The sequence below is a fragment of the Mesorhizobium sp. M7A.F.Ca.CA.001.04.2.1 genome (assembly GCF_003998485.1).
GTDB classification, from domain to species: domain Bacteria; phylum Pseudomonadota; class Alphaproteobacteria; order Rhizobiales; family Rhizobiaceae; genus Mesorhizobium; species Mesorhizobium ciceri.
Window position 1 is genome coordinate 19,163 of sequence record NZ_RZQT01000026.1, and the last position, 26,932, is coordinate 46,094.

Here is a 26,932-nt window from a genome sequence, read left to right on the forward strand (position 1 = left end):
CCTGTTTTGGGGATGTCTATAAACTCTGCCTCGACGGCAGACGCTTACCTTCGCCAGGCCTTGTGCTCGCGTTCGCGTTGCTTTGTCTTCCGGCTACTCGCTTTGCCGCGCAAAGCGGCAGCAGCCGACCGGCATCTTTCTTGGTGTCCAGCCTGTCGACGAATTCCTCGATGGCATCGGCTTCGGCAGCGCCGAGGATGTTCGCCGCCGCCAGGCGGAAGCGCTCGCGCACCTGTGCCTCGGTAGCGGGCACGACGTCGGGCAGGCCCATCGACAGTTTGCGGCCATCGCCGAGCACCACATCGATCGCCGCGCCCTGCTGGCTAGGGAAGAGCGCGGTTAGATCCGGGCTGGCAACCAGTTCGCTCACCCCGATCAGGCGTACCGTCTCGGGGTCGGCGAGATCGCTGTAGATATCCTCCGACAGCCGGCCGTGCGCAAACACGGCTCCCACGCCGAATGGAATGCTCATCTTCGCTTGAAGCGCTCTGTCGAACGGTCCGGTCCGGTCGCACCCTGGATACGCGGCGGCGGCGGTGGGAACGCTGATGCGGATGCGCGCGACCGGTGCGGCATCGGGGCCGATCATCTCGACGAGCTTCAATGCGGTCTGGCAGGCCGTCTGGGCAAAATTGCAGGCCGGCGCCGCCTTGTGATAGACGTTGAGGATATCCGCCTCCCCATCGGGAAAGAGTTCGATCCGGCCAGGCATTGGCCGCCTCGCGAGCGCGGCAAAGTATCCCGAACGTCCTTCAAATATGTCAGGACTTCCAAACGCCCCTGCTTCGGCCAGCCGAACCGCCATCCAGGCGTTTCGGGCCGCAAAGCCGGGATGGAAGAACATGTCCGAGCCGCCGCTGTGCGGCCACTGGTTAAGCCCGGACGCTGTGTTCGCAGCCAAGGCAATCGTTGCCGCCATCTGCTGTTGGTCGAGCTTCAGCATCCAGGCGCCACCGCATGCCGATCCGATTGGGCCGACCAGTCCAGTCGGGCGGAAAAGTGAGGACACCGTCGGATCGATCAGCATCCTTCCGAGACGTCCGCCGACCTCATAGGCGACTACCGCCGACCGGAGCAGTTCAATGCCGGAAACGATATCCGTTTCAGTCAGGGCCAGAAGCAGCGGCCAGACAACCACGCCGTGATGGCAAACCGATGCTGCGTGCATGTCTTCCCTGACGAGGCCATGGCCTTTCACCGCATTCACGAATGCTGCGTCCGCCGGGGTCGCCGTCGCGCTCTCGCCAATCATGTGGCCGCCAGGCGCTGCCGGCATCGCAGCGACCGCCTGTCGGCTTGGCTCCAGTTCCGAAGCCTCGAACGCACAGCCAAGAAAATCCAGCAGGCACAGCTTGGCCTTGCTGATGGTTGCCGGACCAAAAACTGGCGCGGCAAGGTTGGCCAATGCAGTTGCCAGTTCCAGTGAGCGCGTCGTCATGTGCTGCTCTCCACAACGCGGGCCCTAGGCGCGGATCTCCACGCCGGCCCATTCCTCGATGATGCGCACCATCGACGTGAAATCCGATTCCGGTCCAAAGCGGGCGTTGGTGGCGGCGAGCATCTGGCGCACCAGAGAACCACCAACCATGGGAACGCCCAAGTTCTCGCTCTCATCGACGCACATACGCACGTCTTTGTACGACAGAGCCGTGGAGAAACCGAAATCGAAGGTTCCTGGCAACACGGCACGAGGAAATTTGTCCTGCGTTGCGCTGTTTCGCCCGCTCGAAGCATTGATGATGTCGCACATCACCGTGGGATCCAGGCCGGCCTTGACGCCCATTGCGAGAGCCTCCGCCGACAGAAGGATGACGCCGGCGGCGATCATGTTGTTTCCAAGCTTGGCAACCTGAGCGCTTCCGGGCGTTTCTCCGCAATAAAACCTGCGGCCAAAATTGGCCAGCACCGGTTCGACTTCCTCATAGGTCTGCTTGGGGCAAGAAACCATAACGGCGAGCGTGCCGTTGCTCGCGCCGGCGATCCCACCCGATATCGGTGCGTCCACCCATGCGATACTTTTGGCCGCCAAGGACTCCGAGATGATCTTTGCCATGGTCGGTCCTGTGGTGGACACGTCGACAATGGTCTTGACCTTCGAGCCGGCCGCGATTCCGTTCGCGCCCAACACAACCTCCTTGACGATGGGAGGCGTCGGCAGGCTGCAGAACACGATACCGGCCTCGTCACCGACGGCCTTGGGGGATGCGGCAAATGTCGTGTGTTCCGCGGGCAGCTCCCTCGCAGCGTCCGGCCGCGTGTCGTGGACGACCACGTGGTGACCGGCTTCGGTCAGTCGGCGCACCATTGGCGCACCCATGCGGCCGAGGCCGATGAACCCAAGCGTTTGACGCTGCACGACTTTTCCTCTCTAACTATATTGGATTTGGCCAGCCTTCGGATTGGCTCAGAGTAGGCCAGTTCCTGCCCTTGCGATAATGCTCGCCACGCGCATAACAGCTTTGCCAAGGGCCCGCCGAACGCTTGTCAACGCTTTCGATGTATCCCAAACTCCTCAATTCGTTGCATGACAACGGAAATCCGATCTTCCGCATTTTGCAACGAGGCAAGCCCATGTTCGATCTAAGGCAGCTCCAGCTGTTCATAGCAGTTGCGGAATTCGGGAGCTTTTCGCGGGCCGCCGTCGCGCTATCGGTCAGCCAGCCGGTTCTCAGCAGGCAAATCAAATCCCTGGAAGAGAGCGTCGGTATCGCGCTTCTTTACCGCAACGGTCGTGGCATTGTCCTGACCGAGGCGGGCAAGCTTCTGCAGAACTATGCGTCCGCAATCCTCGAGCAGGCCTCGCGTGCGACGAGCGAACTCGGAGCAATGCGGTCGAACCCGCGCGGCGCGATCGTGCTTGGAATGCCGCCATCCGTGGGAGTTGTCCTGACCGCGCCGCTCGTCCAGCATTTTCACGAGCAGTTCCCGCAGGTGAGCATGCGGGTGGTCGAGGGGTTCAGTGGCCATCTCCTCGAATGGCTTGTCATGGGCAAGATCGACGTGGCGGTGCTCTACAATGCGCCACGCATGAACAACTTGCTCGCGGAGCCGATCCTGCGCGATGAGCTATTCCTCCTCGGCGCCAAGAACGATCCCTGCAATCTCGGTTCCTCGCCCGTCGACGCCGCGGTGGTTTCGAAGATACCGATGATCCTTCCCGCCCGTCCGCATGGACTGCGGGTGTTGCTCGACCACATCTTCGGCGCGGTCGGCATCGAGCCCAGGATCGAAGTCGAGGTCGAGGCGATGCCTTCGACACTGCGCCTCGTGGAGGCCGGAATGGGCTATACGATCTTGTCCTATTCGAGCTGCCACGACCTGGTTGCGCAAGGCAAGATCAGTTACTGGCGGATCCAGAATCCATCGATAGAAAGGGAACTGCTGCTCGCAACATCAAGTCAGCGGCCAACCACCACCGTTATCCGGGCATTGACGACCATGATACGGGACGAAGTGCGCGCTTTGCGCAAAATGGGAATCTGGGAGCCGAAGCCGTAAGCAACGGATCGGCTCTCTCCTGGTCATCGGTGCCATTCATGCCGGAAGCGATATATCTGCTATCGCAAAGCTGAGCATTGAGTTCACTTCACTTGGCCGTGCGTGAGCGTCACATTGTGACGACACGCGAGGGAGGACCTGCGTGCGTACGTCGTCTGGTGGAGGAGGCCAAAAATGACCGATGAGCCGCGAAAGCAGACCCCCGGCGTCTACAGACGCAAGGTCGGCGATGCCATGGTCACCGTGATCAATGATGGCTTCCTCGATATCCCGATGGCCATTCTGCGTGGGACGGAACGTGGCGACATGGAAGCATTGATGCGGGAGCATTTCCACGAGGGCGGTCCCCGCCTCACCGTCAATGCGTTTGTCATCGAGACTGACAGGAACACGATGCTCGTCGACGCCGGCGGCGGGTCGACAACGGTGTATTCGATGGGGCAACTACCGCACAACCTGTCCGCGGCGGGCTTCAAGCTCTCGGACTTCGACACGGTTCTTCTGACCCACATCCACCCCGATCACTCGAGCGGGCTGATGGACGAAGCCGGCAAGCCACTCTTCCCACGCGCCGACATCATCGTTCACAAGGATGACTTCGACTTCTGGTCCGATACCGAACGACGCGGTCGCTCGGCGGCTGCGGTACCTTACACAGGTTCCGCCGACGCCTTGCTTTCAAGCCATCGCGGGCGTTTTCGCCCGGTGGACGGAGGCGAAGTGATGCCGGGCATCACCCAGTTGCCGCTTCCCGGCCACACCCCGGGCCACAGTGGTTATCAACTCGATTCGGCCGGCGAGACGCTGGTGATGTGGGGCGACACGGTGCACGTGCCGGAACTCCAGATTCCCCTGCCTCAGATTACCAGCGAGTTCGATGTCGATGAGGCGCTGGCAGCTGAAAACCGCCGCAAGATTTTCAACCATGTTGCAAGCGAGCGCCTGCTCGTCACTGGCGGCCACCTGCATCTGCCGGGCTTTGCCCATCTGGTGAAGGCGGATGACGGCTTTCGGCTTGTACCCGAAGCCTGGCGGGTCCAGCTCTAGGCGGTTCATGAAAATGCCAAGGGCCGGCTCCAGGGGGAGCCGGCCCGTTTCTGTTCGCGCTTGGGAGGTGCGACAGTCCGATCAGTCGGTGACTTCAACCCAGGTCTTGCTCTTGGCGTCATGCTTGACGAGCGTGACCTGAGCCGCGGTGATGGTGATGTGGCTTGTCTCCGAGAAGCCGATATTGCCTGTCATGCCCTTGAAGTCCTTCACGGCGTTGAAGCCTTTTTGCAGGTCCCCCGGCTTCGTCGACTTCACATCCTTGATCACCTGCGCCAGCATTTTGATGCTGTCGTAGGCGCCTGCCGAGAAGGGTGTGGCATCGACGCTGAATTTCTTCTTATAGGTGTCGCGGAACGCCAGGAGTTCCGGGCTCGGGTGCAGTTCCGTGGTCAGCATGGCGGTGATCATGCCGTCGGACAGGTCGCCAGCAAGGCTTGAGAAGGTGTCGTCGGCATTCGTCTCGTCATTGCCGTAGACGATCGCTTCGTAGCCTATCGAATGAAGGTCCTGCATGAAGGCGGCCTGGTCCTGCGGCGTCAGCCATACATCCACGCATTTGATCCCTGCCGCCTTGATGGCGTTGACTTCGGGCATCAGGCCGGCGGTGGCTCCTGTCGACCAGTTTTCTGTGATGGTGTGATCCATCGCAATCTTCTTGCCGGCCTTGTCATAGGCCAGCTGGATGCCGAAGAGTCCGCCCTGTCCGTAGGTCGAGGGATCGTGCAGCACGGCAAGCCCGTCGGGGCAATGCTTCAGGGCATGCTCGCCGATCTTCTCGCCCCAGGCGAAGGTGTTGAGACCGAAGTCGAACACCCATGGATTGGGCGGGCTCGTCGGCCCCTTCGGGTTGACGGTCAGTCCGCCATCGTCGACGACGCCGATGGTCGGGAACTTGTGACGCTCGGCAAGCTGCGCGGTCACCGGACCGGTATCGGGCGAACCCGCGATGACGATGGCGCCGGCCGACATCAGCTTTTGGTAGAGCTGGCCCGACAGTGTTGCCGAGGCGTTGTCGTTGTGCGCGTCGAGCTTGAACATGTGGCCGTCGACGCCGCCGGCGGCGTTGACCTCATCGACCGCCATCTGCGAGCCGTTGACCGTGGCAACGCCTGTCGAACCGTAGGCACCGGTGGTGCCGGCGATCAGGCCGACAAGATAGTCGTCGGCAGCATTCGTCTGGATGGTGCCACCGCATAAGATCGTTGCGGCCAGCAGCAAGGTAGACGTCGTCGCGAGCTTATTCATGTTGTTCCCTCCCTGCGATCGGCGGGCCTGTCTCCGACAATCCGATCGCCCGTTTTGCCCTGCGCCTCATCGGGACGCGCGTGTCTTCGCCCGGAATTTTGCCACCCACGACCCCCATCTTGTCAACGCGGGGCAAGGTACTCGAGACGGGTTGAGACCTCTCCCAAAATCCAGCCTCCGGAAGGAATTCCATCGGCGCGATCTCGGCGGTCGAAGCTCATATTAGCGCGCTCCTTCATTAGATTATGTCATTGGTATTAAACGATTTATCGTCCCGCATGCGATTGATTCATAACTCAGTCATACGTTTCCTATCAGAGCTTACGGCTTACGCCATCGATCGGGTCGGGCGCACCGTTCGTCGCGTTCCTCATAGCTGTTATGTCACCGGCATAAGCTATTTCCGCGTGGGCTTTTTCGACTAGTTGTTCAGTATCGGCGCAACATGCCAAATCCGGACGTTGCGACAGGAAAGCTCGGCCCATGCGACTTCCGCGGAGCTGTTGAAGCGGCAAAAAGCCGGTGACGTCCGGATGATGGGGGGAGCCAACGGTGCTGCAATTCTTGCTGAGTGGCATTGCCATAGGATCGATCTACGGTCTCATCGGCATGGCATTGGCGATTTCGTTCTATGTCACCCGCATCATCAATTTCGCCCAGGGCCAGCTGATGATGGTGACGGTGATGATCACCGCCGAGTTGGTATCGTCCGGTTATCCTGTCTGGCTGGCCGCGGCTGCCGGTCTGGTCTCATCGTGTATCATTGGCATTCTGTCCTATCTGATCGCGGTGCGGCCAATCCTGCTGTCGAACCGCTTCAGCTTCGGCTGGCTGGTATCGACGCTGGGCTTCGCGGTGATCGTCGAGAACGCGGCTGCCTACATCTGGGGTCCGACGTCGCAGGCCTTCCCGCCAATCCTCAACAACATCAGCGTACCGATCGGCAGTGCCGTGCTCACTGGCCAGCAGCTTCTCGCGATCGTCACGGCCGCCATTCTTGCCGCCGGCTTTGAAATCGTGCGGCGATACACGCTGTTCGGCAAGCTCGGCATGGCGACGGCGGCGGATCCGGAAATGGCATCCGCCATCGGCGCCAACACCACGGTAGTCGCCATCGTCGCTTTCGCCGTCTCCGCCGCCTTTGCCGGCATTGCCGGGTTGCTCATCGGGCCGACGACCTTCGCCAATCCTTATCTGGGCGACACGTTCGGCACCTATGGCTTCATAGCCATGATGATCGGCGGCGGCACCGAGCGGCCGATCGCTGCCATGCTCGGCGGGCTGGTGCTGGGCATCTGCGCCGAAGGCGCCAACGGGCTCATCAACTCTCAGGCTTCGGACTGGTTTCCTTTCATCGTGCTTGTCGTCATCCTGATCGTCTCGCCCAAGGGGCTGTTCAGCGCCAGCAATCCGCTCTTCCGTCCGCGCCGTCCGGCGGCGGCGAGCCGCTGAGGGTCGGGGTATGAATTTGACGAGCGATCGCCAGGCATCGGCGGCCATCCCGGGATCACAAGCCGGCAGCTGGCGCACCGTGGGGCTTCTTGCCGTCGGCCTCGCTTACCTGGCGGCGACGGCCTATGTGGCGCAATCCGATCTCGGCCTTCAGAACCTCGTGTTGGTGGCCGCCGTCTTCGGCATCCTCGCCATCAGCCTGGACCTCGTAGCGGGCATGCTGGGCCTCTATTCTCTTGGTCAGGGTGGGTTTTTCGGGATCGGCGCCTATGCGACGACAATTCTCGCCAACGACTATGGCTGGAATGTCTTCGCACTGCTTGTCCTCGTCCTTGCCGCGACCGGCCTCGTCGGTGTGGCGGTAGGCGCCATGTCGTTGCGTGTCAGCGGCCTCTACTTCGCCATCACCACCTTCATCTTCACGCTGGTGCTGACCGTCCTCGCGACCGATATGGTCAATGTCACGGGCGGCCTCCAGGGCCTGCTTGGCCCGGCCTTTCCGGATTTCCCAGGCGGCTTGCAATGGCTCGGCGCGCCGCTGGTCTGGTGCACCATGGCAGGGCTCTTCCTCAGTCTCGCGCTGGTCTGGAACGTCAGGCATTCGCCGTTCTATCCGGTCCTGCTCTCGATCCGCGATGCCGAGCCGTTTGCCGAGGCCGCAGGCGCGCGGACAGCCGCGATCAAGGTCGGCGTCTTCGGCGTCTCGGCCGCGATGGCTGGAGGAGCGGGTTGGCTCTTTTCCTTTCTTGGTGTCGTATCTCCGGGCCAGTTCGACTGGTCAGTGTCGCTCAACGTGCTGGTGATGGTGCTTATCGGCGGCATCAACACCACGGTCGGCCCTGTGATCGGCGCTATGTTCGTCTCGATGTTCCCGAATGTCGTCAACATCAATCCATGGCTGCAGGAGATCGTCTACGGCGCACTCTCCATCCTTGCCATCACTCTCTTGCCGGATGGCGTCGTTGGAGTGGCCAAGCGCCTGTTGGCGCCTCTCGTTGGAGGTTCTGCACCGGCGAGCGGGATTGTTGCCGTCGACGAACCGCCCCCCGCTGCGGCAATCCTTCCCGCCACCGCGCTCCCGACCACACCGCCCGAGATCATCGTCGAATGCCGCGGCATTGAATTCGGTTATGGACTTGGGCCGAAGGTGCTGCGCAATGTCGATCTCGCGGTTCAGCGCGGCCACATTCACGGCCTCATAGGTCCGAACGGCTCCGGAAAGAGCACGCTCGCCAACGTCATTTCCGGCCGTCTCACGCCTCATGCCGGCCAGGTTCTGGTCAAGGGGACACGGGTCGACGGCATGCCCGCGAGCAGCCGCTCGAAACTCGGGCTCCGGCGAACTTTCCAGGCCGCGCAACTGGTCAAGGAACTGACACCGACGCAGAACGTCATGGTCGGCCTGTTCGATCGGGTGCCGCGCATCATGGGCCGTGCCGCGTTCTGGCCGATGCTTGCGTCCGGCGGCCGCGATATGGCGGCAATGCATCGTCGCTCCGCCGAAACCCTTGCCCTTGTCGGGGCCGGCGAATGGACGTCCCGGCAGGTCGGAGGTGTTCCGCACGGCATCGAACAGCTCACCCAGCTCGCGTCGGTCTGCGTGGCGGGGCCTGATGTCATCGTTCTCGACGAGCCGGCGACCGGCCTCTCGGCGAAGGAGGTGAAACATCTGGCCACGATCCTCGCCAATCTCAAGAGCCAGGGCGTCACGATGATTATCATCGAGCATCAGACGCGCTTTCTGTTTCCGCTGTGCGATCGCGTCACCGTGCTCAACGCCGGCGAAGTGATCCTAACCGGGTCGGCCGACGAGGTGCGTGCCGACCCCATGGTCAGACAGGTTTATCTCGGCGAATGAACGAACAATCGTCCCCCGTACTGGAGATCAGCTCGCTGAGCGCTGGCTATGGTCGCTTCGACGTCGTGCGCGACATCGGGCTCTCGGTTGGCAAGGGTGAAGCGGTGGCACTGCTTGGCCCCAACGGCGCCGGCAAGACCACGGTGCTGCGCGCGATCATGGGCCTGGTCAAGCAGCGCCGCGGCCTGATCCGCATTGGCTCGACCGATGTCTCCGACCTGCCTACTCATCGCATAGCGCGAGGCCTCGCCGCCATCGCGCCGGAGGGACGGCGCCTGTTTCTCGACCAGTCGGTGGAAGACAATTTGCTGTTGGGCGCGCTGCATTTGCGGCACGATCGGCCCAGGGTCGAGAGGCTGCTGAGCTCGGTCTACGACCTTTTCCCGGTGCTCAGGAACTACCGCCATCGGCTTTCGTCGTTCCTAAGCGGTGGAGAACAACAGATGGTTGCCATCGGCCGCATGCTGATGAGCGATCCCGAGATCATGCTGCTCGACGAACCCTCCGTTGCGCTGTCGCCGGTCGCCGTCGACATCGTGGTCAAGGCGATGCTGGAACTGCGCAAGCGTGGTGCATCGCTGCTGCTCGTCGAACAACGCATCGATGTCGCAACCCGGGTCTGCGACCGGCTCTATGTCATGGCGCATGGCGAGATCGTCGAGGAAATGACCCCCGAAACGGTTCGCTCGGGCGGCATGTCGATACTCAGCAGATATCTTGGCTAGCGGCAGGCACGCATAGCCCTTCGAAGCAATGACAAACGCGGTCGTGGCCGAGCCTTCCGATTGACGCTCGGTTCTGCCAGGGGGGCGCCTGTGCCATGGACCAGGGGAACTCGCCTAGATGCGCGTTTGCTGTTACCGGTATCTCAATACTGCTTATTTCTCTTAAGTCGGCAGCTTCAACGGCTCTGCCGTAAGGGGCAAAAATTTCGCGTAATGATCTGATATTCAACGATTATTTGGAAAAATTGTGCGCGATAGCGATAATGGAACGAGTCTGCTACCGCTAACATTGTTCCTTGCAAAGGTTCCTGAACCGGCCTAGTTTGCCTTCGATTGGCGGCTAGCACGCCAATCGGATGGCAAAAGAATTCCAAACGGCCTGGGGAGGTTTTTCATGCGCAATGATGTGGCGCTCGCGGAATTGCTTGCGAGCAAAATGGAGGGAGGCCGCTCGCGGCGGGAATTTTTCAAGTTGCTCGCCGCCGCCGGGTTGGCGGTTCCGTTGATGGGGAGGTCGGCTTATGCCGCAGACTCCGCAGGCATACTGAAGAAGCGCCTGAACTTCATGGATTCGTTCTACACGCTGAACAACGATTACTTCAATCAGATGGACAGTGGTGCCGGGCAGGCCGCCGCGGTGCTCAACATCGCGGAATCGCGTGAGTTGAACAATGGCGACGTCAACGTCCAGAAGAGCCATGTGGAGAACGCCCCGAACCTCGGCATAGACGGCATCACAATGGTGGCCGCGACCGAGGGGTCGGAGATCGATCTGCTGCGGCTGGTCAACCGGTTGCGCATCCCGACCGTCAACAATCACACAAAGGCGGTTTGGAATACGCCGGTCGACAGTGGCGATTATTATGTCGCGTTCCATGCTCCCGCGAATGTCACAGCCACCCGGGCACGGTCGGCACAGGTGTTCGAGAAGCTGGGCGGCAAGGGCAAGGTTGTCTATATCGAGGGTATCCTCGGAAATCCGGTCGAGACCGAGCGCGGTCATGGCTTCGACCTCGCGCTGAAGGACTATCCGGGCATCGAACTCGTCGCCCGTCGCCCCGGCGGTTGGAGCCGCACCACGACCGCGCCGGCAATCGCCGATATCCTGACTGCGCATCCCGACATCGACGCCGTGATCGTCTCCAACGACGACTCCGCGGTCGCCGTCGTCAACGCCCTGGAGCAGCGTGGCATCAAGGCGCTGGTCAGCGGCTGCGACGCAATTCCCGATATGATCGACATGATCGCCAACGGACGCGCCTTCAACACTTATGCCTATGGTCCGGCCTGGCTGGGCGCCTATTCGACGGTGGCCGTGTTCGACTATGTCAACGGATGGCGTCCCTCGCTACCCGAACGGATGATGATTTTCGGCGGCTACATACTTGATACGCCCGAGGCTGCAAAGAAGTACAAGGAACTGAATTCGGGATCGGCTTCACCCTATGACTTCCTGAAAATGTCGAAGGTCCTGCATCCGGACGATTGGAATCCGCAGAACCTGCTCATTCCGTTGGTGCCCGAGGATCATTGGACATGGCGGGGCGAGAAGCCGGCCGGCTATCAATTGCCGAAGGAATATGCGCAGGCCAAGGACAAGGGCGAGTTTGAACGCGTCGCCAAGCTCTATGCCGATCGCTTCTCGTCGGATCCGTTTTCACCGGTGCGCGAGCTGACTTCCAACAAGGGTCCGATCGTCATCGGGCCGAACTAGACGCGCTCGGCGGCCATGGCAGGTTCTTCGTCAGCGACTGAACGGCCCGGCACACTTGGTGCCGGCCGCACGGCTGCGAGCGAGCGCATTGGAAACGCATCGCCGCCGCTCCTGGAAATACGGAACATCGGCAAAAGCTTCGGCGGCGTCCGAGCGCTTTCCGGTGTGAGCCTGACGCTGCGCAAGGGCGAGGTCATCGGCCTCGTCGGCGAGAACGGCGCGGGCAAATCGACGCTGCTGAAGACGATCAGCGGCAACCTCCGGCCCGACTCTGGCGCCTTGTTCGTGAGCGGCCGCGATGTCTCGCTCCGCAACTATGCCGATGCCAACCGGGAAGGCATTTTCCACATCTATCAGGATCTCGCCCTGATCCCGACCCTGTCGGTCTACGAGAATATGCTGCTGGCACACGAGGCGGCGTTTTCCCGCTTCGGCGTGATCGACAATCGGGCGATGCTGCGGCATGTCACCGACCTCCTTGCTGAGTTCGGTCATGAACGCATCGATGCGTCGCGGAAGGTCGAAACCTACGATCTTTCCACCCGGCAGGTCATTGAAATCATCAAGTCGTTTGCGCTGGCGAAACTGGCGGGAATTGAATCGCCGGTGATGCTGCTGGACGAGCCGACGGCGGCGCTGACCGGTGACGAGGTCGAATTCCTGATGCGGCTCATCCAGGCGACGCGAGAGCGCGCGGCGATCATCTATGTTTCGCATCGCCTGTCCGAAGTCATCGAGATCAGCGACCGCCTCTATGTGCTGAAGGATGGCGCCATGGTTGCCGAACTGCCGGCAACCGGCTTGGCCGAGAACCGGCTGCACGAATTGATGGTCGGACGCACGCGCGATGAATTCTTCTATTGCGAGCACAAGCAGCAGGAGCCGCAGAGCGAGGTGGTGCTTGAGGTGGGCGGCCTGTCCCGGACCGGGTCTTTCGCCGATGTGGCGTTCAATCTTCGTGGCGGGGAGATCCTGGGTGTGGCCGGTCTGCTCGGCTCGGGCAAATCCGATCTTGGTGGGGTGCTTGCGGGCGCTTTGTCCGGGGCCACTGGAACCATCAGGGTCGGCGGCACGATCGTTCCGAAGAACCTCTCAATCCGGGTGATGAGTGACTTGGGCATCGGCTATCTGCCGCCCGATCGCCGGGACGGCGTGATACCGCCGCTTTCCGTAGCCTCGAATATGAGCCTTGCCCGGCTGACCCGCCACGGCGAGCCCTATTGGCTCAACCTGGCGGGCGAGAGGCGCGACGCGGTCGAATTCGTCGCGACACTGGGCATCAAGACGGCCGGGATCGACGCGCAGATGTCGACCCTGAGCGGCGGCAACCAGCAGAAGGTTCTGCTCGCACGCTGGCTGCTCCGTCAGACCAAGGTTCTCATCCTCGACAACCCGACCAACGGTGTCGATGCCGGGGCGAAGGAAGAGATCTACGGCGTCCTCCGGCGCATCGCCGCCGAGGGCGTGGGCATCCTTCTGGTCAGTGACGACCTGCTCGAGTTGATCGGGCTCAGCAACCGCATTCTCGTCATGCGCGGCGGCACCCTGGTGCGCGAGGTGCCGGCGCCGCCGAACGGTAAGCCCGGCGAGGTCGAACTCGTCGCGGACATGGTCTAGGTCGCGGGCAATCAGGGAGCAGGACAATTCAACCTACAACGCAGGACCCATCCGCCGCGGCGCGGCCCACCGGCCATTCCAGCCTTCGGCAACAATCCTGGCGGCCGCAAATCTCCGTGGCAGCCATCAGTCCGTGGCTGGCGCTGATCGCGATGATCATCGTGTTTACGGCGTTGAACGGCCGCTTCCTTACCATCGGCAATGCCATCAACATCCTGCAGCAGGCGGCCGTTCTTATCGTGCTCAGCGTTGGCGGCACCTTCATCATCCTGATGGGCAGCATCGACCTCGCCGTGGGCTCGATGGTGTCACTGGCCGGAATGAGCGCAGCGATGCTGATCCGCGATCACGGCGAATGGGCCGTCATTCTGGTGCCCTTCATCACCATGCTCGTCAGCGCTATCGCCGGCGTGCTTTTCGCCTACGCCAGGCTTCCGTCGTTTCTGACCACTCTTGGCATGCTCTACGCGATCAACGGCATGACGCTCTATGTCACGCAGGGCGCGGCGATCAACCTTCCGACGGACCTGGTAATCGGATCGATCTTCAACGGCAGTCTGCTGGGCGTGCCCACGGTCGCGCTGTGGGCGATCGGTATCGCGCTTGCAGCCACTTTCGTCGCCAGACGGACCCGTTTCGGCCGGTTCATCTATGCGATCGGCGGCGGCGAGACCGTGGCCAAACTCTGCGGCGTGCCGGTGGCGCGCTATAAGCTCTACGCCTTTCTGGTCTCCGGCTTCCTGTCCGGTGTGGCCGGGATATTCCTTATGCTGCGGATCGGCGGCAGCGACCCGACGATGGGCGACCCGATGCTGCTGCCGGCGATAGCCGCTGTTGTCATGGGCGGTACGCCGCTCACCGGGGGTGTCGGCGGACCGCACCGGACGATTCTTGGCGTTCTCATCATAACGATCCTGCAGAACGGCATGAATCTCGCCAATGTGAACCCCTTCCTGCAGAACGTTGTTCTTGGCGCCGGCGTCATCGCGGCCGTTGCCGTCAACATGGACCGCAAGCGGCTCTTGTCGGTTAAATGACCGATAGACATGAGACGATCTTTCAGTTGCTTAGGAGGCAATAATGCGAGCGAAGTATGACTTCTCCGGACGGTCGGTGCTTGTCATCGGCGGTACGACCGGAATAGGACGTGCGACGGCCCTGGCCTTTGCGGAGGCCGGCGCCAATCTTTACGTGGCCGGCCTTGGCGCCGCTGAAGGCCGCAGCCTGATCGAAGAGGTCGGCAAGCGTCATCCCGGCATCGCCATCGAATTCGCCGAGGTCGACGTCCGCAGCGAGGACGCTGTCCGCAAGTTTCACGAAACTGCCTACGAGCGCTTCGGGCGCATCGACGTCGCCTTCAACAATGCAGGGGTTCCCGGCAGGACGGCGCCGATCCATGAACTCGACCAGGCCGACTTCGACCTGATCACCGAGGTCAATCTGCGCGGCATCTTCTTCGGCATGAAGTACCAGATCCCGCATATGCTGGCGAATGGCGGCGGCGCGATCGTAAACACCTCGTCGCTATTCGGCGTGATGGGCTACGCCACCACGGCCGTCTACTGCGCCAGCAAATGGGGCGTGATCGGGTTGACGAATTCGGCCGCCCTCGAAGTCGCAAGATCGAATATCCGTATCAACGCGATTGCACCGGGCTCGACCATGACCCCGCTCCTCACCAATATGTTCGGCGGCGAGCAGAGTGCAAGGGACACGGTCCTGCCGTCCTTGCCGATGGGGCGGATCGCCGACCCGTCGGAGATAGCCCGCCTGGTGCTGTTTCTGGCATCGGACGAAGCCTCGTTCATCACCGGACAGGCTGTCATCATCGACGGTGGCGGCTTTGTCGCCGGCGCCGATAAGACCGTCGCCTAGCCTCTACCGATCTTCGAGCCGCGCAGGCATTGGACGAAAGTGGGGCCTCTCCAGCCAACTGGAACGGTCTCACCAACGTCTCCCGAGACACGTCGCCTGGAAGAGACTTCGGTTTTGGTAGAACGCGACGCGCTTTAGACAGGGCGGTTCATCGTCTCACGCGGAAACGCAAGACCGCTCCATCTCTTCGTCTTGACGCAATTCCCGACGGAGAACCGCCTTTACACCGTTCCCGGAATTGCTCTGCTATGCCGAAGCGGCGTAGCGCCGGGCAAGCGCGGACATACCGACCGCGAGCACGAGAATCCCGCCCTTGAAGATCGGCTGAAAATGGGTGGGGGCGCCGAAGATGCTGAGCCCGTTGAATCCTACCGCGAGAATGAGCACGCCGACCAACGTTCCGGTTATGTGAAACTCACCCTCCTTGAGCGTGGCCGACCCCAGGAATACAGCGGCGAAGGCGTCGAGAAGATAGCCGTCGGCGGCCGCCAACGTACCGCTGCCGAGCAGCGAGGACAGCAGCGTTCCGGTCAATGCGGCGCAGAAGCCGGCGGTGGCAAAGGCAAAGATCTTGATGCGGTCCACCCGGATGCCCGACAGCCTTGCTGCCTCCAGATTGCCGCCGACAGCCTGCATCTTCTGGCCGATGTCGGTCTTGTTCAAGATGACCCAAAGCGCAATCAGCACGATCACCATGATGATCACCGGGTTGGGCAGGCCGAAGACCAGCCGGCCGAGCGCAATATCGGTGAAGGCACGCGGGATGCCGGTCGCGATCGGGAAGGAGCTATAGGTGAAGCCGATGCCCGTCAGCATCGTTCCGACACCCAGTGTCGAGATGACGGCATTGATCCTCACCTTGGTCACCAGTATCCCGTTGAAGGCGCCGATCGCCGCACCGAGCAGCAGTGCGCAGACAATGCTGAGCCAGATCGGAAAACCCTGGTAAGCCATCAGGCCGGTCACGATCAGGCCGACGAAGCTCGCGACATAGCCGATGCTCAGATCGAACTCACCAACAACAAGCGTATAGGTCAGCCCGGAGGCGATGATCGCGGTGAGGGAAGCCTGGCTGAGAATATTGAGGAAGTTGGCGCGGGACAGGAAGATTCCAGGCGCGTTCGCCGAGAAAAAGACCACCATCAGCAGGAGCCCGACAATCGTGCCGTAGCGAGAGAGCCATATCAGCGCGGTTCGCTTCCATGAGGATTTGCGCAGCGGCACGTCCTTCGCCGCGGTTCCGGCCTGGGCCATCATGCGATTTCTCCTTCTGCGTCATTGGTGTCGTGGTAGCTGAGCTCGATGATCCGCGCCTCGGTGATATCGGAGCCGGTCAACTCGCCGGAAATGCGGCCTTCGCGCATGACAAGGACACGATCGGCGAGAAGCGTGAGTTCCTCGACATCAGATGATATCGCCAGGATGCCGACACCGAACCGGGCAAGCGCGCGGATCGCATCGTGTATTTCTTCACGAGCGCCAACATCGACACCTCGCGACGGCTCGTCGAGAATGAGGAGCTTGGTTCCGGCATTGAGCCAGCGGGCGATCAGCGCCTTTTGCTGGTTACCGCCTGAAAGGCCGCCGATTTTCGTCTCGATGCCGGGCGTCTTGATGCCTAGCTGAGCTACGAGGCCCTCCGCGTGACGGCGGGCCTTCCAGCCGGAGACGAACGGCAGACCTGGAATGGCGCGCAGCTTCTTCAAGGTGGATATGTTGATGTTGAAGCCCACCGACTGCTGCAGCATTACTCCCTGCGAGCGGCGCTCCTCCGGAACCAGAGCTATACCGGCGCGAACCGCTTGTGCCTCGTTGGCGATGTCTAGTCTTTTGCCGTCGAGTTCGAAATGGCCTGCATCCGGCCGGGCAACGCCAGCCACGAGATGGGCAAGTTCGGTACGTCCCGCACCGACGAGGCCGCCGAGCGCAAGGACCTCACCCCTGTAGAGATCGAAACTCACGCCTTTCACGGCGCTCTTCCAGGCGACGTCGCGGACCGAGAAGATCGGCTGCCGGCTGCGGTCGGCGGCGAAACGGGCGCGCTCGTCGGGTGGGCGTATGTCATGGCCGATGATGGCTCTGACCAGGCCCTTCTTGTCGAGCGTTCCGCGCTCCGCGGCATCGACGATTCGCCCATCGCGCAACACGGTGATCCTGTCGCAGAGCTGAAGCACTTCTTCCAGCCGGTGGGAGACATAGAGGATGGCGACGCCTTGGGCGGAGAGATCGCGGATGATGGCAAAGAGCTGCTCGCTCTCCGGCCCCGAGAGCGATGCGGTGGGCTCGTCCATGGCGATCATGCTGGCGTCGCGCACGAGAGCCTTGCTGATCATGACGAGCCAGCGCTGGGCCACTGAGAGCTCGGAGACCTTTGTCTCGAGTGGAAAACGGATGCCGACACGCTCGGCGGCGGCGCGGGCGGCGACACCGGAACGCTGCCAGTCGATCACGCCGAAACGCGTGACCTTGGGTGCGCCGAGCAATATGTTCTGCAGCGCGTTGAAATGCGGGATCAGGTTCAGTTCCTGATGGATGAAGGCAAGCCCGGCCTGTTCAGAGGCTCTAGGCGACCCCTTTTGCAGATCCTCGCCCGCCACTGTGACGCTGCCCTCGTCAGGCACCGTCACCCCGGCGAGGCAGCGGATCAGCGTGGACTTGCCGGCGCCGTTGGCGCCGACCAGGCCATGTACCTTGCCGCGCTCGATGTCGAGATCGGCGTGGTCGAGGGCAAGTTCTCCAGCGAAGGATTTGGTCAGGCCCCGGATGCGCATCCAGGGCCCGCCTGGCGCGACGGACGGCATCTAGCTGTGCCGCCCCGCCAGGCGCCGCGAACTGATCTCACAGTCCATTGGGATGTTCGGCCATGAACTTGTCGATATTGTCCTTGGTGACCACGATGCCGGGGATCTGGATATCCTTCGGCTGCCAGGAAGCGCCGGCCTTGATCGAGTCGAGAACCGCCTGGAACACTTCCTTGCCCTCCTGGAAGGCCGGCTGCCAGACGGTCGCCGTGAGGTCGCCTTCCTTGACCAGTTGCAGTGCTTGTGGGCTGCCGTTGATGGAGACCGTGGTGACGTCGGTGCGTCCGGCTTGGCGCATCGCGGCGACGGCCCCTTGCATCGGCTCGTCCCAGCAGGCCCAGATGGCCAGCGGCTTGTCCCCGCCGGCGGGATGCGCGGTGAGCCAGGCCGCGGCGGTCGCGTTTCCGAACTGGACCTGTCCCGGCGCCGCCACTTCGCTGTAATCCACCTTGACGTCGGACTTGGCCTTCACGCCCTCGTCGAAAGCGACGCCGCGGTCGATACAGAGCTTTCCCGGATGGAAGGTCATCGCCAGGACGTTGGCTTTGTCGCCAACCTTGTCGGTCAGGAACTTCACCGAGTCGTCGCCGACCTGACGGCCGCTTGTCGTCACCACGATGCCGGGAACGATTTCGCCGCCCCATGTGGCGACGGGAATGCCAGCGTCGCGCGCCGCGGCCAGTCCGGAGCCGATGGAGCTGCTGGCGAAGGCAAGCACGAAGATCGCGTCGACTTTTTGCGCTGCGAAAGAATTCATTGCAGCGTTCGCCTGGTCGGCGCTCGCCTGGGTGTCCGTCACCTTGACATCCCAGCCGGCAGCCTTGGCGGCCTCGGTGGCGCCGCCGATGACGGCTATATTGAGCGCATCGTTGGCCAGAAGTGCAACGACGCCAAGCGTTTTCGCCTCGGCGACGGTGGCCACCATCATGGCGCTGGCCGTCAAAGCGGCAAGCAGCAGTTTATACATTTGGAAACTCCTCCCTTTCGTTTCAGTCCGTCCCCACGACGAGGCCGGTTCCTTGCTTGCACGAGGGGTCGTGAATTGGTTTGCCCTCGTATCCTAAAGACCAGCGCGGCCGCCGAAGAGTGCCGAAGCGGTATGCCTGTCCAAAATCGAGCGGCGCCAGCAGATCGGATTCTACGGCTTTGCTCGGAGTTTAGCCCTCGTATTTGATAGCGGTATCACGTCCACATTTGAAAAGTCGGAAACCGGACAGTCTGAAATCGCGCGAAAATCCGGTTTTGGCTCAAAAACGAACAGCCGTCATCGCCTTCTTGCGTCTTTGCTTATTTTCTCTTGTTAGCGGTATCACGTCAAGGCTATGGATGGCGAGGGCGTATGTGAATTTTGCCGCAGATATCTTGCGGTCATGGCTACAGGAGGATCAACCATGCAAGTGAAGTACGATTTTTCCGGCAAGAACGTCATTTTGATCGGAGGAACGACCGGCATTGGCCGCGCCACGGCGCTGGCCTTCGCCCGTGCGGGTGCCAATCTCTATGTTTCGGGCATCGGCGCCAAATTCGGAGAGAGCCTCAAGGAGGAAGTCAGGCCGCTTGGTGTCGAGATCGAGTTCCTGGAAACCGATGTGCGCGACGGCAAGGCGATGGCCGTGCTGCACCAGAAGGCGTTCGAACGCTTCGGCAGGATCGATGTCGCCTTCAACAATGCGGGCGTGCCAGGCAAGACGGCGCCCGTGCACGAACTCGACGACGCGGACTACGATTTGCTGATGGACGTCAATCTGCGTGGGATTTTCAACGGGCTGAGGCATCAGATCCCGCATATGACCGCAAAGGGTGGCGGCGCCATCGTCAACACCTCTTCGCTGTTCGGCGTCATGGGTTTCGCCACCACCGCTGTCTATTGCGCCAGCAAATGGGGCGTCATCGGGCTGACCAACTCGGTGGCGCTGGAAGTGGCTCGCAAGAACATCCGGGTCAACGCGATTGCGCCCGGCTCTGTGATGACGCCGTTGTTGAGCGGCATGTTCGGCAGCGAGCAGAGCGCGAAAGATACCGTTTTGCCGATGATTCCCATGGGGCGTATCAGCGATCCGTCGGAGATAGCCCAGCTTGTGCTGTTCCTCGCCTCGGATGCGGCCTCGTTCATCACCGGCCAGGCCATCGTGATCGATGGCGGCGGCTTCGTCGCCGGCGCGGACCAGCTCTGAACATAGGTCCGGACGCTATCCGCAGGTCGGGCTTCAGGATCCCGGCATTTGGTTGGCAATGTCCCAGGCCGTTGGGTTCCTGTCGAGACTTGGTATCGTTTGGGCGGGTGCTTGCGCGCCCGCCCGTCTTGGCTCAGCCGACCCGGCTTTCCTCGCCCTTCGCAAGCGCGATCTCCACCACCTGCAAGCCCTTGTCGGTGAGGCGCGAAGGAAATGTGGTGCGCAGCCGATCCTCGTGGACCGGGATCACCCGCCGCACTTCCTCGCCCACCGACTTCAGCATTTGCGCACTGGAGAATATCAAATTGTGCTGGCTCCCGACGGCCAGGCCAATCGGCACGATCTGTGGCGCCTCGGGATCAAGGCCGGTCAGATTGTCGTACGTATAGATGAGGTCGCCGGCGAAGACCCACTTGTCCTCGCCGTCCCTGGCGCCGTCGTTGCGGACGGTGACGTACATGCTGCCATAGGTGTGGGTATCCGCCGCCAGATGGACATCGATACCCGGCAAGACATCCGCCTGGTCGCCGTCGATGCAGATCATCCGCCCCTCTTTCGCCGCCTCGACCGCGCGCACGATGTCAGCCGGATCGCCGCCACCGGTCAGGAAACGATATTCCGGGCTCAAGGTCAGAGCCCAGACCCATTTGTCCAGTTCGCTCTTCTGGACATAGAATTTTGCGTTTGGAAACAGATGGATGGCGCCCATGTGGTCGAAGTGGGCATGCGTGATGAACACGCTGGTCACGTCTTCCGGGGCAACGCCGCACTCGGCCAGGACCGCGCGCGGCCCGTGATAGTTTGACACGCCGTAGGCGGTCGCCAATTGTTCGCCATAGGCAACGTGGTCGTAGCCGGTGTCGATCAGGATCGTCTCGCCTTTTCCCTTAAGCAACACATAGGCATAGGGCAGCTTGCGTGTGCCCTGGTGCTGTGGGCCGTACATCATGACGCTGAAGGGGAATTTTTCCACCGCCGCGTATTCGAGCACCCAAATCGAGTAGTCCGCCATCCTGTCCTCCCTGACAATTTTCCTAAGTGACGTTCTGCAGCAGGCGCTGCGGCGCGTGGGCCGCGCAACACGCCTGGCCGAAATCGACAAGTTCGAATCCCGGTAACAGGCGGGCCGTCATCCGAAGGTGATCGCTCGACGAGCGCAGCATGCGCACGAGTGCGTCGCTTTGCTCGGAGGCATCGACCCGAAGGCAATCCAATGTCGCGGCACAGGCCTGGAGGAGGGCGGCGGCGGCAGCGCGCAGGTGGTGATGATGATGTTCGGCAATCTTGGGGACCGCAAGCGCGCGCACCGCTTCGGATGCTCGCATTGCCGCCTCCCGCGCGCCGGCGAGCGCGCCTTCGGCGAGCGGGGCACGGTTGCGCGAGGTCATCAGAAGCAGCGCAAAGCCAGCGACTTGTGTCAGCGTATCGCTGATGAGCTGTTGAACTGGCCGGGCAGTCGCCACATAGCGCAGCACCGTCTCGTCCGCTCGGCTGTCTGCCGTTTTGTCCATTGCGATCTCCGCGGCACCTGCAGGTGCCCCCCGTTAGCCATAGCTGTTTTTGGTAGCGGTAACAACAAAATCTCAAAATTATGCGGCAGAGGCTTGTTTGTGAGCGTGCGCAATGATTTGATTTCTGCCGCTACATCGGACTGTGACAGGAATGCCAAAAAAATCGTCTGGAGACGGAAACACGCAGGCCGGGAGCGCCAGGATGCGCGACGTGGCGGTGCGCGCCGGCGTCTCCACCATGACCGTTTCACGCGTGCTGAATGGACCCGGCAAAGTCTCCGAGGAGATGCGCGAAAAGGTGCTCCGGGTGGTTCGCGAGATCGGCTATCTGCCGAATCATTTGGCAGGCAGCCTCTCGTCGAGCCGCTCGACGACGATCGGCCTTATCGTGCCAAGCATCGACAACTCTATCTATACGCAAACGGTCAAGGGCCTGTCGGAAGTGCTCAAGCGCTCGGGCTTCCAGCTGATGATCGCGGAGTCAGGCTACGACCCCAACGAAGAGGAAGAACTGATAACGATCTTCCTCAGTCAGCGGGTGAGCGGCCTGGTCCTGCACAGCACCGAGCATACACCGCAAGCGGCGGAGAAGATCCGGAAATCAGGCATACCTGTGGTCGAGAACGGAAATATACCCGAAGAACCGCTGGATATGGTAGTCAGTTTTTCCAACCGCGAAGCGGCCTATGCGATGACGATGCATCTCGGCCGTCTTGGATACCGCAAGATTGCTTTCGCCAGTCTCTACTCGGTGCACAACGACCGCTCGCAGGATCGGCTGCAGGGCTATCATGCCGCGTTGAACCAGCTCGGGCTCGATCCCGACCCTCGCATCGTCCTGGAGACCGAGCGCGGCCTCGCCGCCGGGGCGGAAGTGATGGCACGCGTGGTGCAGAGCGTGCCGGAAGTCGACGCGCTGTTTTGCGCGGGCGACGTGCTGGCGGTTGGCGCTCTCTTTGAGTGCCAGAAACGGGGTTGGCCGGTCCCGGGCCGGATCGCCCTGGCAAGCTTCGACGACGTGGACCTTCTGCGCCACGTCAGTCCATCCGTCAGCACGCTGAGGCTGCCGCGCTATGACATCGGCGAACGGACGGCGCGAATCCTGCTGAGTCGAATCATCGACGGCGCCGAGCATCTGCGCGGCAGCGTGATCGATCTGAAATTTGAATTGATCCAGCGCGAAAGCACCTGACTTCAGATATCCGGTATCACCCGTTGCATCGCTGACATCGCTGCTCTAAACTCGAAATCTGTTACCGGTAACAGATTTGAATCGCCGCGCAGCCCTTTATTCGGCCAAGCACGAGGACGTTGATGATGCTCACAGAGCAGCGGAGCAGGGTATGAGCCTGGAGGAGACGGCACCGCTGGTGCTTCCTGTCCCGGCGAAGGCTCTGAGCGGACGCCGCGCACTGATCACCGGTTCCACCGGGGGGCTGGGACAAGCGATCGCCGCTCGGCTTGCCGAGGCCGGCTGCAGCGTCATGCTGCATGGGCTGGAAACGCCCGAAACGGTCGAGCCGCAGCGTCAAGCCCTGGCCCACCGGACGGGCGCGCAAATTGCCTACCACATGGCCGACCTATCCACGTCGGCGGGCGTGGAGTCGCTTGTCGCGGCCGCCGGCGCCGAACTTGGCGGGGTGGACATTCTTATCAACAACGCGGTCGTGCGGCATTTCGCGTCGATCATGGATTTTCCGCCCGAGCAATGGGATCTGGCGCTGGCCGTGAACCTTTCGGCCATTTTCCATGCGGTCCGGCTGTTGCTGCCGCCGATGCGGGCGCAGAATTTCGGGCGCATCTTCAACATAACCTCCGTCTACGGCATGCGCGGCACACCAAGCCGTGTCGGCTATGTCACCACGAAATCGGCCATACTGGGCCTTACCCGGGCCGTGGCGTTGGAGAATTTGGACGTTGACGTCACCTGCCATAGTCTCTGTCCGGGTTCGGTCCTGACACCCGGGACCGAGAGCCGGGTGGAAGAGTTGATGGCGGATCGAGGCATCGACCGCAGTGCGGCGGAGCGCCTCTTTCTCGAGGGTAAACAGCCTGGCGGCAGCTTCGTCTCACCGCAGAGCGTTTCCGATCTCCTGGTTTTTCTCTGCGGACCGATTGGCCGTGACATGACGGGAGCCATGCTTCCGGTCGAGGGAGGGTGGCTTGCGAGCTGACCGGATCCGGATCTGCATGATCCGGCACCACGGCGGCCTGGCAGCGAAAGGAGCCACAGATGGATGATATCTACGAACTCTATGCAATTCGCTACGGTCACCACGACCGCAATGCAGCCGCGAACTTCATCGGCGGCGATCCGCATGATGGTCCGATGCCGCTGGACTACTTTGTCTGGGTCATCGTCGGCAAGACGCGAACCTTCGTGTTCGACACCGGCTTCGACGCCAAGGTGGCAAAGAAGCGACAACGAAATTTGCTGCGACCGGTCGGCGAGGGGCTGAAGATGATCGGCATCGACCCCGACAAGGTCGAGGACGTCATCCTGTCGCATATGCATTTTGATCATGCCGGCAACCACGACCTGTTTCCGCATGCCCGCTACCACGTCCAGGACGTCGAGATGGCTTATTGCACCGGGCGTTGCATGTGCCACGACTATCTGCGCCACCCTTTCGCCTACGAGGACGTGGCGAGCATGGTCGCTAAGCTCTTCGCCGGGCGGGTGACATTCCATGATGGGGTCAGCGAGGTCGCCCCGAACCTCACGGTGCATCGTGTCGGCGGCCACTCGAAAGGATTGCAGGTGGTCAGGGTTAAGACGGCGCGCGGCTGGGTCGTGCTCGGCTCGGACGCTTCGCACTTCTACGCCAATTTCGAGCAGAACCGACCCTTCCCGGTGCTGGAGAGCGCTACCGACATGCTGGAGGGCTACGACACGATGCGCAAGCTCGCGAGCTCGCCCAAACATATCATCCCCGGCCACGACCCGCTCGTCCTGACGCGCTATCCGGCCGCATTGCCAAGGGTCGACGATATCGTGCGCCTGGACCTCGATCCGATTGCGGCAGCGCCTTGAGCGCGCAGACGCGATCTGCACTCAACCTATAAAGCGGAGATCACGATGACTAACCTTAAACTGGGTTTTGCCGGCATTGGACGCATGGGAACGCCGATGGTGAAGCGGCTCATTGCGGCGGGCTACACAGTAAGCGTCTACGACACCAACGACGCGGTCGTCTCGGCATTGACGAGAGAGGGCGCGGGAAGGGCCAAGACGCCGGCGGAACTGATGGGCCTGTCCGATGTGATCCTCTTGTCGCTTCCGACGCCAGAGATCGTGCATGCCGTGGCGCTTGGGTCCAATGGGCTTGTCTCTGGCAAGGGCGCGACGATCGTCATCGACCTGTCGACCACCGGCCCGCGCACAGAGCGGCAGATGGCCGAAGGCTTGAGAGCGGCTGGCATTACAACGGTCGACTGTCCGGTAAGCGGGGGCGTCGGCGGGGCCGAGAAGGGCACGCTTGCCATGATGGTCGCCTGCGACGTGTCGACGATGGAGACGGTGCGACCGATCCTCGAGACACTCGGCAAGCCTATCCACGTCGGTGCTGAGCCGGGCATGGGACAAATGATGAAGGTGATCAACAATCTGATGTCGGTCACGGCGCTGTCCATTGCCTCCGAAGCGCTGGTGCTCGCCACCAAGGCCGGCCTCGATCCCGACATACTGATCGACGTTGTCAACTCTGGCAGCGGAAGCTCGAATGCGACGATGACCAAGATACCCAAATTTGTGCTGACGCGCAGCTTCGATTTCGGCTTCTCGATTGGTCTGTCTGCAAAGGATATTCGTCTCTGCCTCGAGGAAAGCGACGCGCTCGGCGTGCCAATGATCGTGGGCGCCGCCGTTCGCCAACTTCTGACGGTGGCAAAGAGCGATCTTGGCGCGGATGCGGATCTTACCGAAATCATCAAGCCGATCGAGGACTGGGCCGGCGTGACGGTCGCCGGCATGAAGGCGAAGGGTTGATCCTTGGCAATGTGCAGATCGGACACGCGTTTATGATCGGCGACATTGTACAGCCTTCCGCCGCAGGCCTCTCGCGGCGGCTCGCGGCTTTCGTGCATCGCTCACGCTGGGAGGACATCCCGGAACCGGTACGCGCGCACGCCATGAAGGCGGTTTTCAACGGCTTCGGCACGGCGCTTGGCGGGTCGGCCGATCAGGCAGTGCTGCGGCTGACCAAAAGCCTCGCGCCTTTTTCGTCCGGCGAGACCGCGACCGTCATCGGCCAAGCGCAGCGGCAGGACCTATTGACAGCCGCGTTCCTGAACGCCGCGGCGATAAATGTCTTCGATTTCGACGACACCCATGCCGGCACGATCATCCATCCCACCGCGCCCGTCCTGCCGGTCGTACTCGCTCTGGCGGAAATGCGCTCGGTCAGTGGCGCAAAACTGCTTCATGCTTTTGCTCTCGGAGTGGAGGTCGCTTGCCGCATCGGCAATGCAGTCTCGCCCGGCCATTACGACCGCGGCTGGCACATTACTTCCACATGCGGAATCTTCGGCGCCGCCGTGGCTGCGGCGAAGCTCCTCGACCTGACCGAGGACGAGATACTTTGGTCACTCGGCAATGCCTCGGCACAAGCTTCAGGTCTCGTCGAGACCCTCGGCTTCATGGCCAAGAGCACTGGCGTCGGCAATGCCGCCCGTGGTGGTCTCATCTCCGCCCTGATGGCGCAGTGCGGGGTCGAAGGGCCGCCGCAGCCGCTCGAAGGGCCGCGCGGCTTCCTCAAAGTCTGCTCGGACCAGCCTAAGCCTGAGCGGATCGAGGACGGACTGGGCGCTGAGTGGGAAATCATGCGCAATATGTTCAAGCCCTACCCCTGCGGAGTGGTGCTGAACCCTGTGATCGACGCTTGCCTCGCCGCTCGTGACACCCCCAATTTCTCAACAGGCCAGATTGCCGGGGTTGTCGTGCGCGGCGCCCCCTTGCTCAAGGCCCGCGCCGATCGCCCCGAAGTCACCACGGGGCGCGAGGCGCAGGTGAGCGCCCAGCATGCGGTGGCCGTCAGTCTGTTGCGCGGCCATGCTGGTGCGGAAGACTTCAGCGATGCCGCGGTGAACGATCCGCAGGTCAAGGCTCTCCGTGCCAAGGTGCGCCCAGTCGAGGTCGACGCTGGCGCGTCGGTCGAATCCGCGCATGTCTCAATCCGGTACACGGATGGCTCTTCTGTAGCGGTATCCGAAGGCGTTGCTACCGGCAGCCTCTCTCGACCTATGTCGGACGCAGCGCTCCAGGAGAAATTTGCCGCCCTGGCCCGCTACGGTTGCCCGAAACTTGCCGTACGTTCGCTTGCCGATCGGCTTTGGACGCTCGCCGATCAGAAAAACGTCGGTGATCTCATGATGCTCGCTCGCCCCGAAGAGGCATATCCCTAGGCACTTGCT

Annotated in this window: 23 protein-coding genes; 15 read left to right on the top strand and 8 right to left on the bottom strand. The window is 61.9% G+C overall.

Annotated features, from left to right (window positions below):
* Positions 1-16: 16 nt before the first annotated feature.
* Entirely contained in the window at positions 17-1,438 is a 1,422-nt protein-coding gene (locus EN955_RS10975; protein ID WP_024505146.1) for an MmgE/PrpD family protein, read from the bottom strand.
* A gap of 24 nt (positions 1,439-1,462) precedes the next feature.
* Positions 1,463-2,356 (bottom strand): NAD(P)-dependent oxidoreductase, encoded by an 894-nt coding sequence (locus EN955_RS10980; RefSeq protein WP_024505147.1) that lies wholly within the window; start codon positions 2,354-2,356, stop codon positions 1,463-1,465.
* A gap of 215 nt (positions 2,357-2,571) precedes the next feature.
* On the opposite strand from EN955_RS10980, the gene EN955_RS10985 reads away from it, so the two are divergent.
* Entirely contained in the window at positions 2,572-3,498 is a 927-nt protein-coding gene (locus EN955_RS10985) for a LysR substrate-binding domain-containing protein (RefSeq protein ID WP_032899629.1), read from the top strand.
* Between the two features lie 174 nt (positions 3,499-3,672).
* Positions 3,673-4,545, top strand: coding sequence for an MBL fold metallo-hydrolase (locus EN955_RS10990; protein ID WP_024505149.1), 873 nt, complete (start codon positions 3,673-3,675; stop codon positions 4,543-4,545).
* 81 nt (positions 4,546-4,626) lie between these two features.
* Here the strand turns inward: EN955_RS10990 and EN955_RS10995 are convergent, their stop codons facing one another.
* Positions 4,627-5,793, bottom strand: a complete 1,167-nt coding sequence (locus tag EN955_RS10995; protein WP_024505150.1) for an ABC transporter substrate-binding protein — start codon at positions 5,791-5,793, stop codon at positions 4,627-4,629.
* 552 nt (positions 5,794-6,345) lie between these two features.
* On the opposite strand from EN955_RS10995, the gene EN955_RS11000 reads away from it, so the two are divergent.
* The 7 genes from EN955_RS11000 (at position 6,346) to EN955_RS11030 (ending at position 15,034) form a co-directional block, all read left to right on the top strand.
* Positions 6,346-7,245 carry a branched-chain amino acid ABC transporter permease gene (locus tag EN955_RS11000; protein WP_024505151.1) on the top strand — a complete coding sequence of 300 codons (900 nt, stop codon included), beginning with the start codon at positions 6,346-6,348 and terminating at the stop codon, positions 7,243-7,245.
* Positions 7,246-7,255: 10 nt separating this feature from the next.
* Positions 7,256-9,103 (top strand): ATP-binding cassette domain-containing protein, encoded by a 1,848-nt coding sequence (locus tag EN955_RS11005; protein ID WP_024505152.1) that lies wholly within the window; start codon positions 7,256-7,258, stop codon positions 9,101-9,103.
* Entirely contained in the window at positions 9,100-9,828 is a 729-nt protein-coding gene (locus EN955_RS11010; protein WP_024505153.1) for an ABC transporter ATP-binding protein, read from the top strand. The genes EN955_RS11005 and EN955_RS11010 overlap by 4 nt, the downstream gene beginning before the upstream one ends.
* Before the next feature lie 394 nt (positions 9,829-10,222).
* Positions 10,223-11,542: a sugar ABC transporter substrate-binding protein gene (locus EN955_RS11015; protein ID WP_024505154.1), complete on the top strand. Its 1,320-nt coding sequence runs from the start codon at positions 10,223-10,225 to the stop codon at positions 11,540-11,542.
* Positions 11,543-11,557: 15 nt separating this feature from the next.
* Complete coding sequence (locus tag EN955_RS11020; RefSeq protein ID WP_024505155.1) at positions 11,558-13,159, top strand: sugar ABC transporter ATP-binding protein; 1,602 nt, start codon at positions 11,558-11,560, stop codon at positions 13,157-13,159.
* A gap of 116 nt (positions 13,160-13,275) precedes the next feature.
* Positions 13,276-14,196 carry an ABC transporter permease gene (locus EN955_RS11025; RefSeq protein ID WP_050580522.1) on the top strand — a complete coding sequence of 307 codons (921 nt, stop codon included), beginning with the start codon at positions 13,276-13,278 and terminating at the stop codon, positions 14,194-14,196.
* A 43-nt stretch (positions 14,197-14,239) separates the two neighbouring features.
* Positions 14,240-15,034 carry a glucose 1-dehydrogenase gene (locus EN955_RS11030; RefSeq protein WP_024505157.1) on the top strand — a complete coding sequence of 265 codons (795 nt, stop codon included), beginning with the start codon at positions 14,240-14,242 and terminating at the stop codon, positions 15,032-15,034.
* Between the two features lie 246 nt (positions 15,035-15,280).
* Here the strand turns inward: EN955_RS11030 and EN955_RS11035 are convergent, their stop codons facing one another.
* The 3 genes from EN955_RS11035 to EN955_RS11045 all read right to left on the bottom strand — a co-directional run bounded on the left by EN955_RS11035 (position 15,281) and on the right by EN955_RS11045 (position 18,802).
* Positions 15,281-16,291 carry an ABC transporter permease gene (locus tag EN955_RS11035; RefSeq protein WP_245265399.1) on the bottom strand — a complete coding sequence of 337 codons (1,011 nt, stop codon included), beginning with the start codon at positions 16,289-16,291 and terminating at the stop codon, positions 15,281-15,283.
* A complete protein-coding gene (locus EN955_RS11040; RefSeq protein WP_164752817.1) occupies positions 16,288-17,805 on the bottom strand; it encodes a sugar ABC transporter ATP-binding protein in 1,518 nt (505 codons plus the stop codon). The genes EN955_RS11035 and EN955_RS11040 overlap by 4 nt, the downstream gene beginning before the upstream one ends.
* Positions 17,806-17,872: 67 nt before the next feature.
* Positions 17,873-18,802 carry a sugar ABC transporter substrate-binding protein gene (locus EN955_RS11045; protein WP_024505160.1) on the bottom strand — a complete coding sequence of 310 codons (930 nt, stop codon included), beginning with the start codon at positions 18,800-18,802 and terminating at the stop codon, positions 17,873-17,875.
* 424 nt (positions 18,803-19,226) lie between these two features.
* Here EN955_RS11045 and EN955_RS11050 point away from each other — a divergent pair, with 424 nt between their 5' ends.
* On the top strand, positions 19,227-20,009 hold the full coding sequence (locus EN955_RS11050) for an SDR family NAD(P)-dependent oxidoreductase (protein WP_024505161.1): 783 nt from the start codon (positions 19,227-19,229) through the stop codon (positions 20,007-20,009).
* 133 nt (positions 20,010-20,142) lie between these two features.
* Here EN955_RS11050 and EN955_RS11055 read toward each other — a convergent pair whose 3' ends face one another.
* On the bottom strand, positions 20,143-21,021 hold the full coding sequence (locus EN955_RS11055; protein WP_024505162.1) for an N-acyl homoserine lactonase family protein: 879 nt from the start codon (positions 21,019-21,021) through the stop codon (positions 20,143-20,145).
* Between the two features lie 22 nt (positions 21,022-21,043).
* Entirely contained in the window at positions 21,044-21,520 is a 477-nt protein-coding gene (locus EN955_RS11060) for a hypothetical protein (protein WP_024505163.1), read from the bottom strand.
* 202 nt (positions 21,521-21,722) lie between these two features.
* Here EN955_RS11060 and EN955_RS11065 point away from each other — a divergent pair, with 202 nt between their 5' ends.
* From EN955_RS11065 to EN955_RS11085, 5 genes are all read left to right on the top strand, one after another.
* The gene (locus tag EN955_RS11065; RefSeq protein ID WP_024505164.1) at positions 21,723-22,712 is read left to right on the top strand and encodes a LacI family DNA-binding transcriptional regulator; all 990 of its coding nucleotides are present in this window, start codon (positions 21,723-21,725) and stop codon (positions 22,710-22,712) included.
* Positions 22,713-22,863: 151 nt separating this feature from the next.
* Positions 22,864-23,694: an SDR family NAD(P)-dependent oxidoreductase gene (locus tag EN955_RS11070; protein ID WP_050580524.1), complete on the top strand. Its 831-nt coding sequence runs from the start codon at positions 22,864-22,866 to the stop codon at positions 23,692-23,694.
* A gap of 59 nt (positions 23,695-23,753) precedes the next feature.
* Positions 23,754-24,554, top strand: coding sequence for an N-acyl homoserine lactonase family protein (locus EN955_RS11075; protein WP_024505166.1), 801 nt, complete (start codon positions 23,754-23,756; stop codon positions 24,552-24,554).
* Between the two features lie 45 nt (positions 24,555-24,599).
* Positions 24,600-25,508, top strand: a complete 909-nt coding sequence (locus EN955_RS11080; protein ID WP_024505167.1) for an NAD(P)-dependent oxidoreductase — start codon at positions 24,600-24,602, stop codon at positions 25,506-25,508.
* Between the two features lie 32 nt (positions 25,509-25,540).
* A complete protein-coding gene (locus tag EN955_RS11085; protein ID WP_024505168.1) occupies positions 25,541-26,923 on the top strand; it encodes an MmgE/PrpD family protein in 1,383 nt (460 codons plus the stop codon).
* The last annotated feature ends 9 nt before the right edge of the window (positions 26,924-26,932 follow it).

Coding starts and splice junctions, on each gene's coding strand:
- EN955_RS10975 (WP_024505146.1), bottom strand. CDS start 1,438: ATGACGACGCGCTCACTGGAACTGGCAACTGCATTGGCCAACCTTGCC.
- EN955_RS10985 (WP_032899629.1), top strand. CDS start 2,572: ATGTTCGATCTAAGGCAGCTCCAGCTGTTCATAGCAGTTGCGGAATTC.
- EN955_RS10990 (WP_024505149.1), top strand. CDS start 3,673: ATGACCGATGAGCCGCGAAAGCAGACCCCCGGCGTCTACAGACGCAAG.
- EN955_RS10995 (WP_024505150.1), bottom strand. CDS start 5,793: ATGAATAAGCTCGCGACGACGTCTACCTTGCTGCTGGCCGCAACGATC.
- EN955_RS11005 (WP_024505152.1), top strand. CDS start 7,256: ATGAATTTGACGAGCGATCGCCAGGCATCGGCGGCCATCCCGGGATCA.
- EN955_RS11010 (WP_024505153.1), top strand. CDS start 9,100: ATGAACGAACAATCGTCCCCCGTACTGGAGATCAGCTCGCTGAGCGCT.
- EN955_RS11015 (WP_024505154.1), top strand. CDS start 10,223: ATGCGCAATGATGTGGCGCTCGCGGAATTGCTTGCGAGCAAAATGGAG.
- EN955_RS11020 (WP_024505155.1), top strand. CDS start 11,558: ATGGCAGGTTCTTCGTCAGCGACTGAACGGCCCGGCACACTTGGTGCC.
- EN955_RS11030 (WP_024505157.1), top strand. CDS start 14,240: ATGCGAGCGAAGTATGACTTCTCCGGACGGTCGGTGCTTGTCATCGGC.
- EN955_RS11035 (WP_245265399.1), bottom strand. CDS start 16,291: ATGATGGCCCAGGCCGGAACCGCGGCGAAGGACGTGCCGCTGCGCAAA.
- EN955_RS11040 (WP_164752817.1), bottom strand. CDS start 17,805: ATGCGCATCCGGGGCCTGACCAAATCCTTCGCTGGAGAACTTGCCCTC.
- EN955_RS11045 (WP_024505160.1), bottom strand. CDS start 18,802: ATGTATAAACTGCTGCTTGCCGCTTTGACGGCCAGCGCCATGATGGTG.
- EN955_RS11050 (WP_024505161.1), top strand. CDS start 19,227: ATGCAAGTGAAGTACGATTTTTCCGGCAAGAACGTCATTTTGATCGGA.
- EN955_RS11055 (WP_024505162.1), bottom strand. CDS start 21,021: ATGGCGGACTACTCGATTTGGGTGCTCGAATACGCGGCGGTGGAAAAA.
- EN955_RS11060 (WP_024505163.1), bottom strand. CDS start 21,520: ATGGACAAAACGGCAGACAGCCGAGCGGACGAGACGGTGCTGCGCTAT.
- EN955_RS11065 (WP_024505164.1), top strand. CDS start 21,723: ATGCGCGACGTGGCGGTGCGCGCCGGCGTCTCCACCATGACCGTTTCA.
- EN955_RS11070 (WP_050580524.1), top strand. CDS start 22,864: ATGAGCCTGGAGGAGACGGCACCGCTGGTGCTTCCTGTCCCGGCGAAG.
- EN955_RS11075 (WP_024505166.1), top strand. CDS start 23,754: ATGGATGATATCTACGAACTCTATGCAATTCGCTACGGTCACCACGAC.
- EN955_RS11080 (WP_024505167.1), top strand. CDS start 24,600: ATGACTAACCTTAAACTGGGTTTTGCCGGCATTGGACGCATGGGAACG.
- EN955_RS11085 (WP_024505168.1), top strand. CDS start 25,541: ATGATCGGCGACATTGTACAGCCTTCCGCCGCAGGCCTCTCGCGGCGG.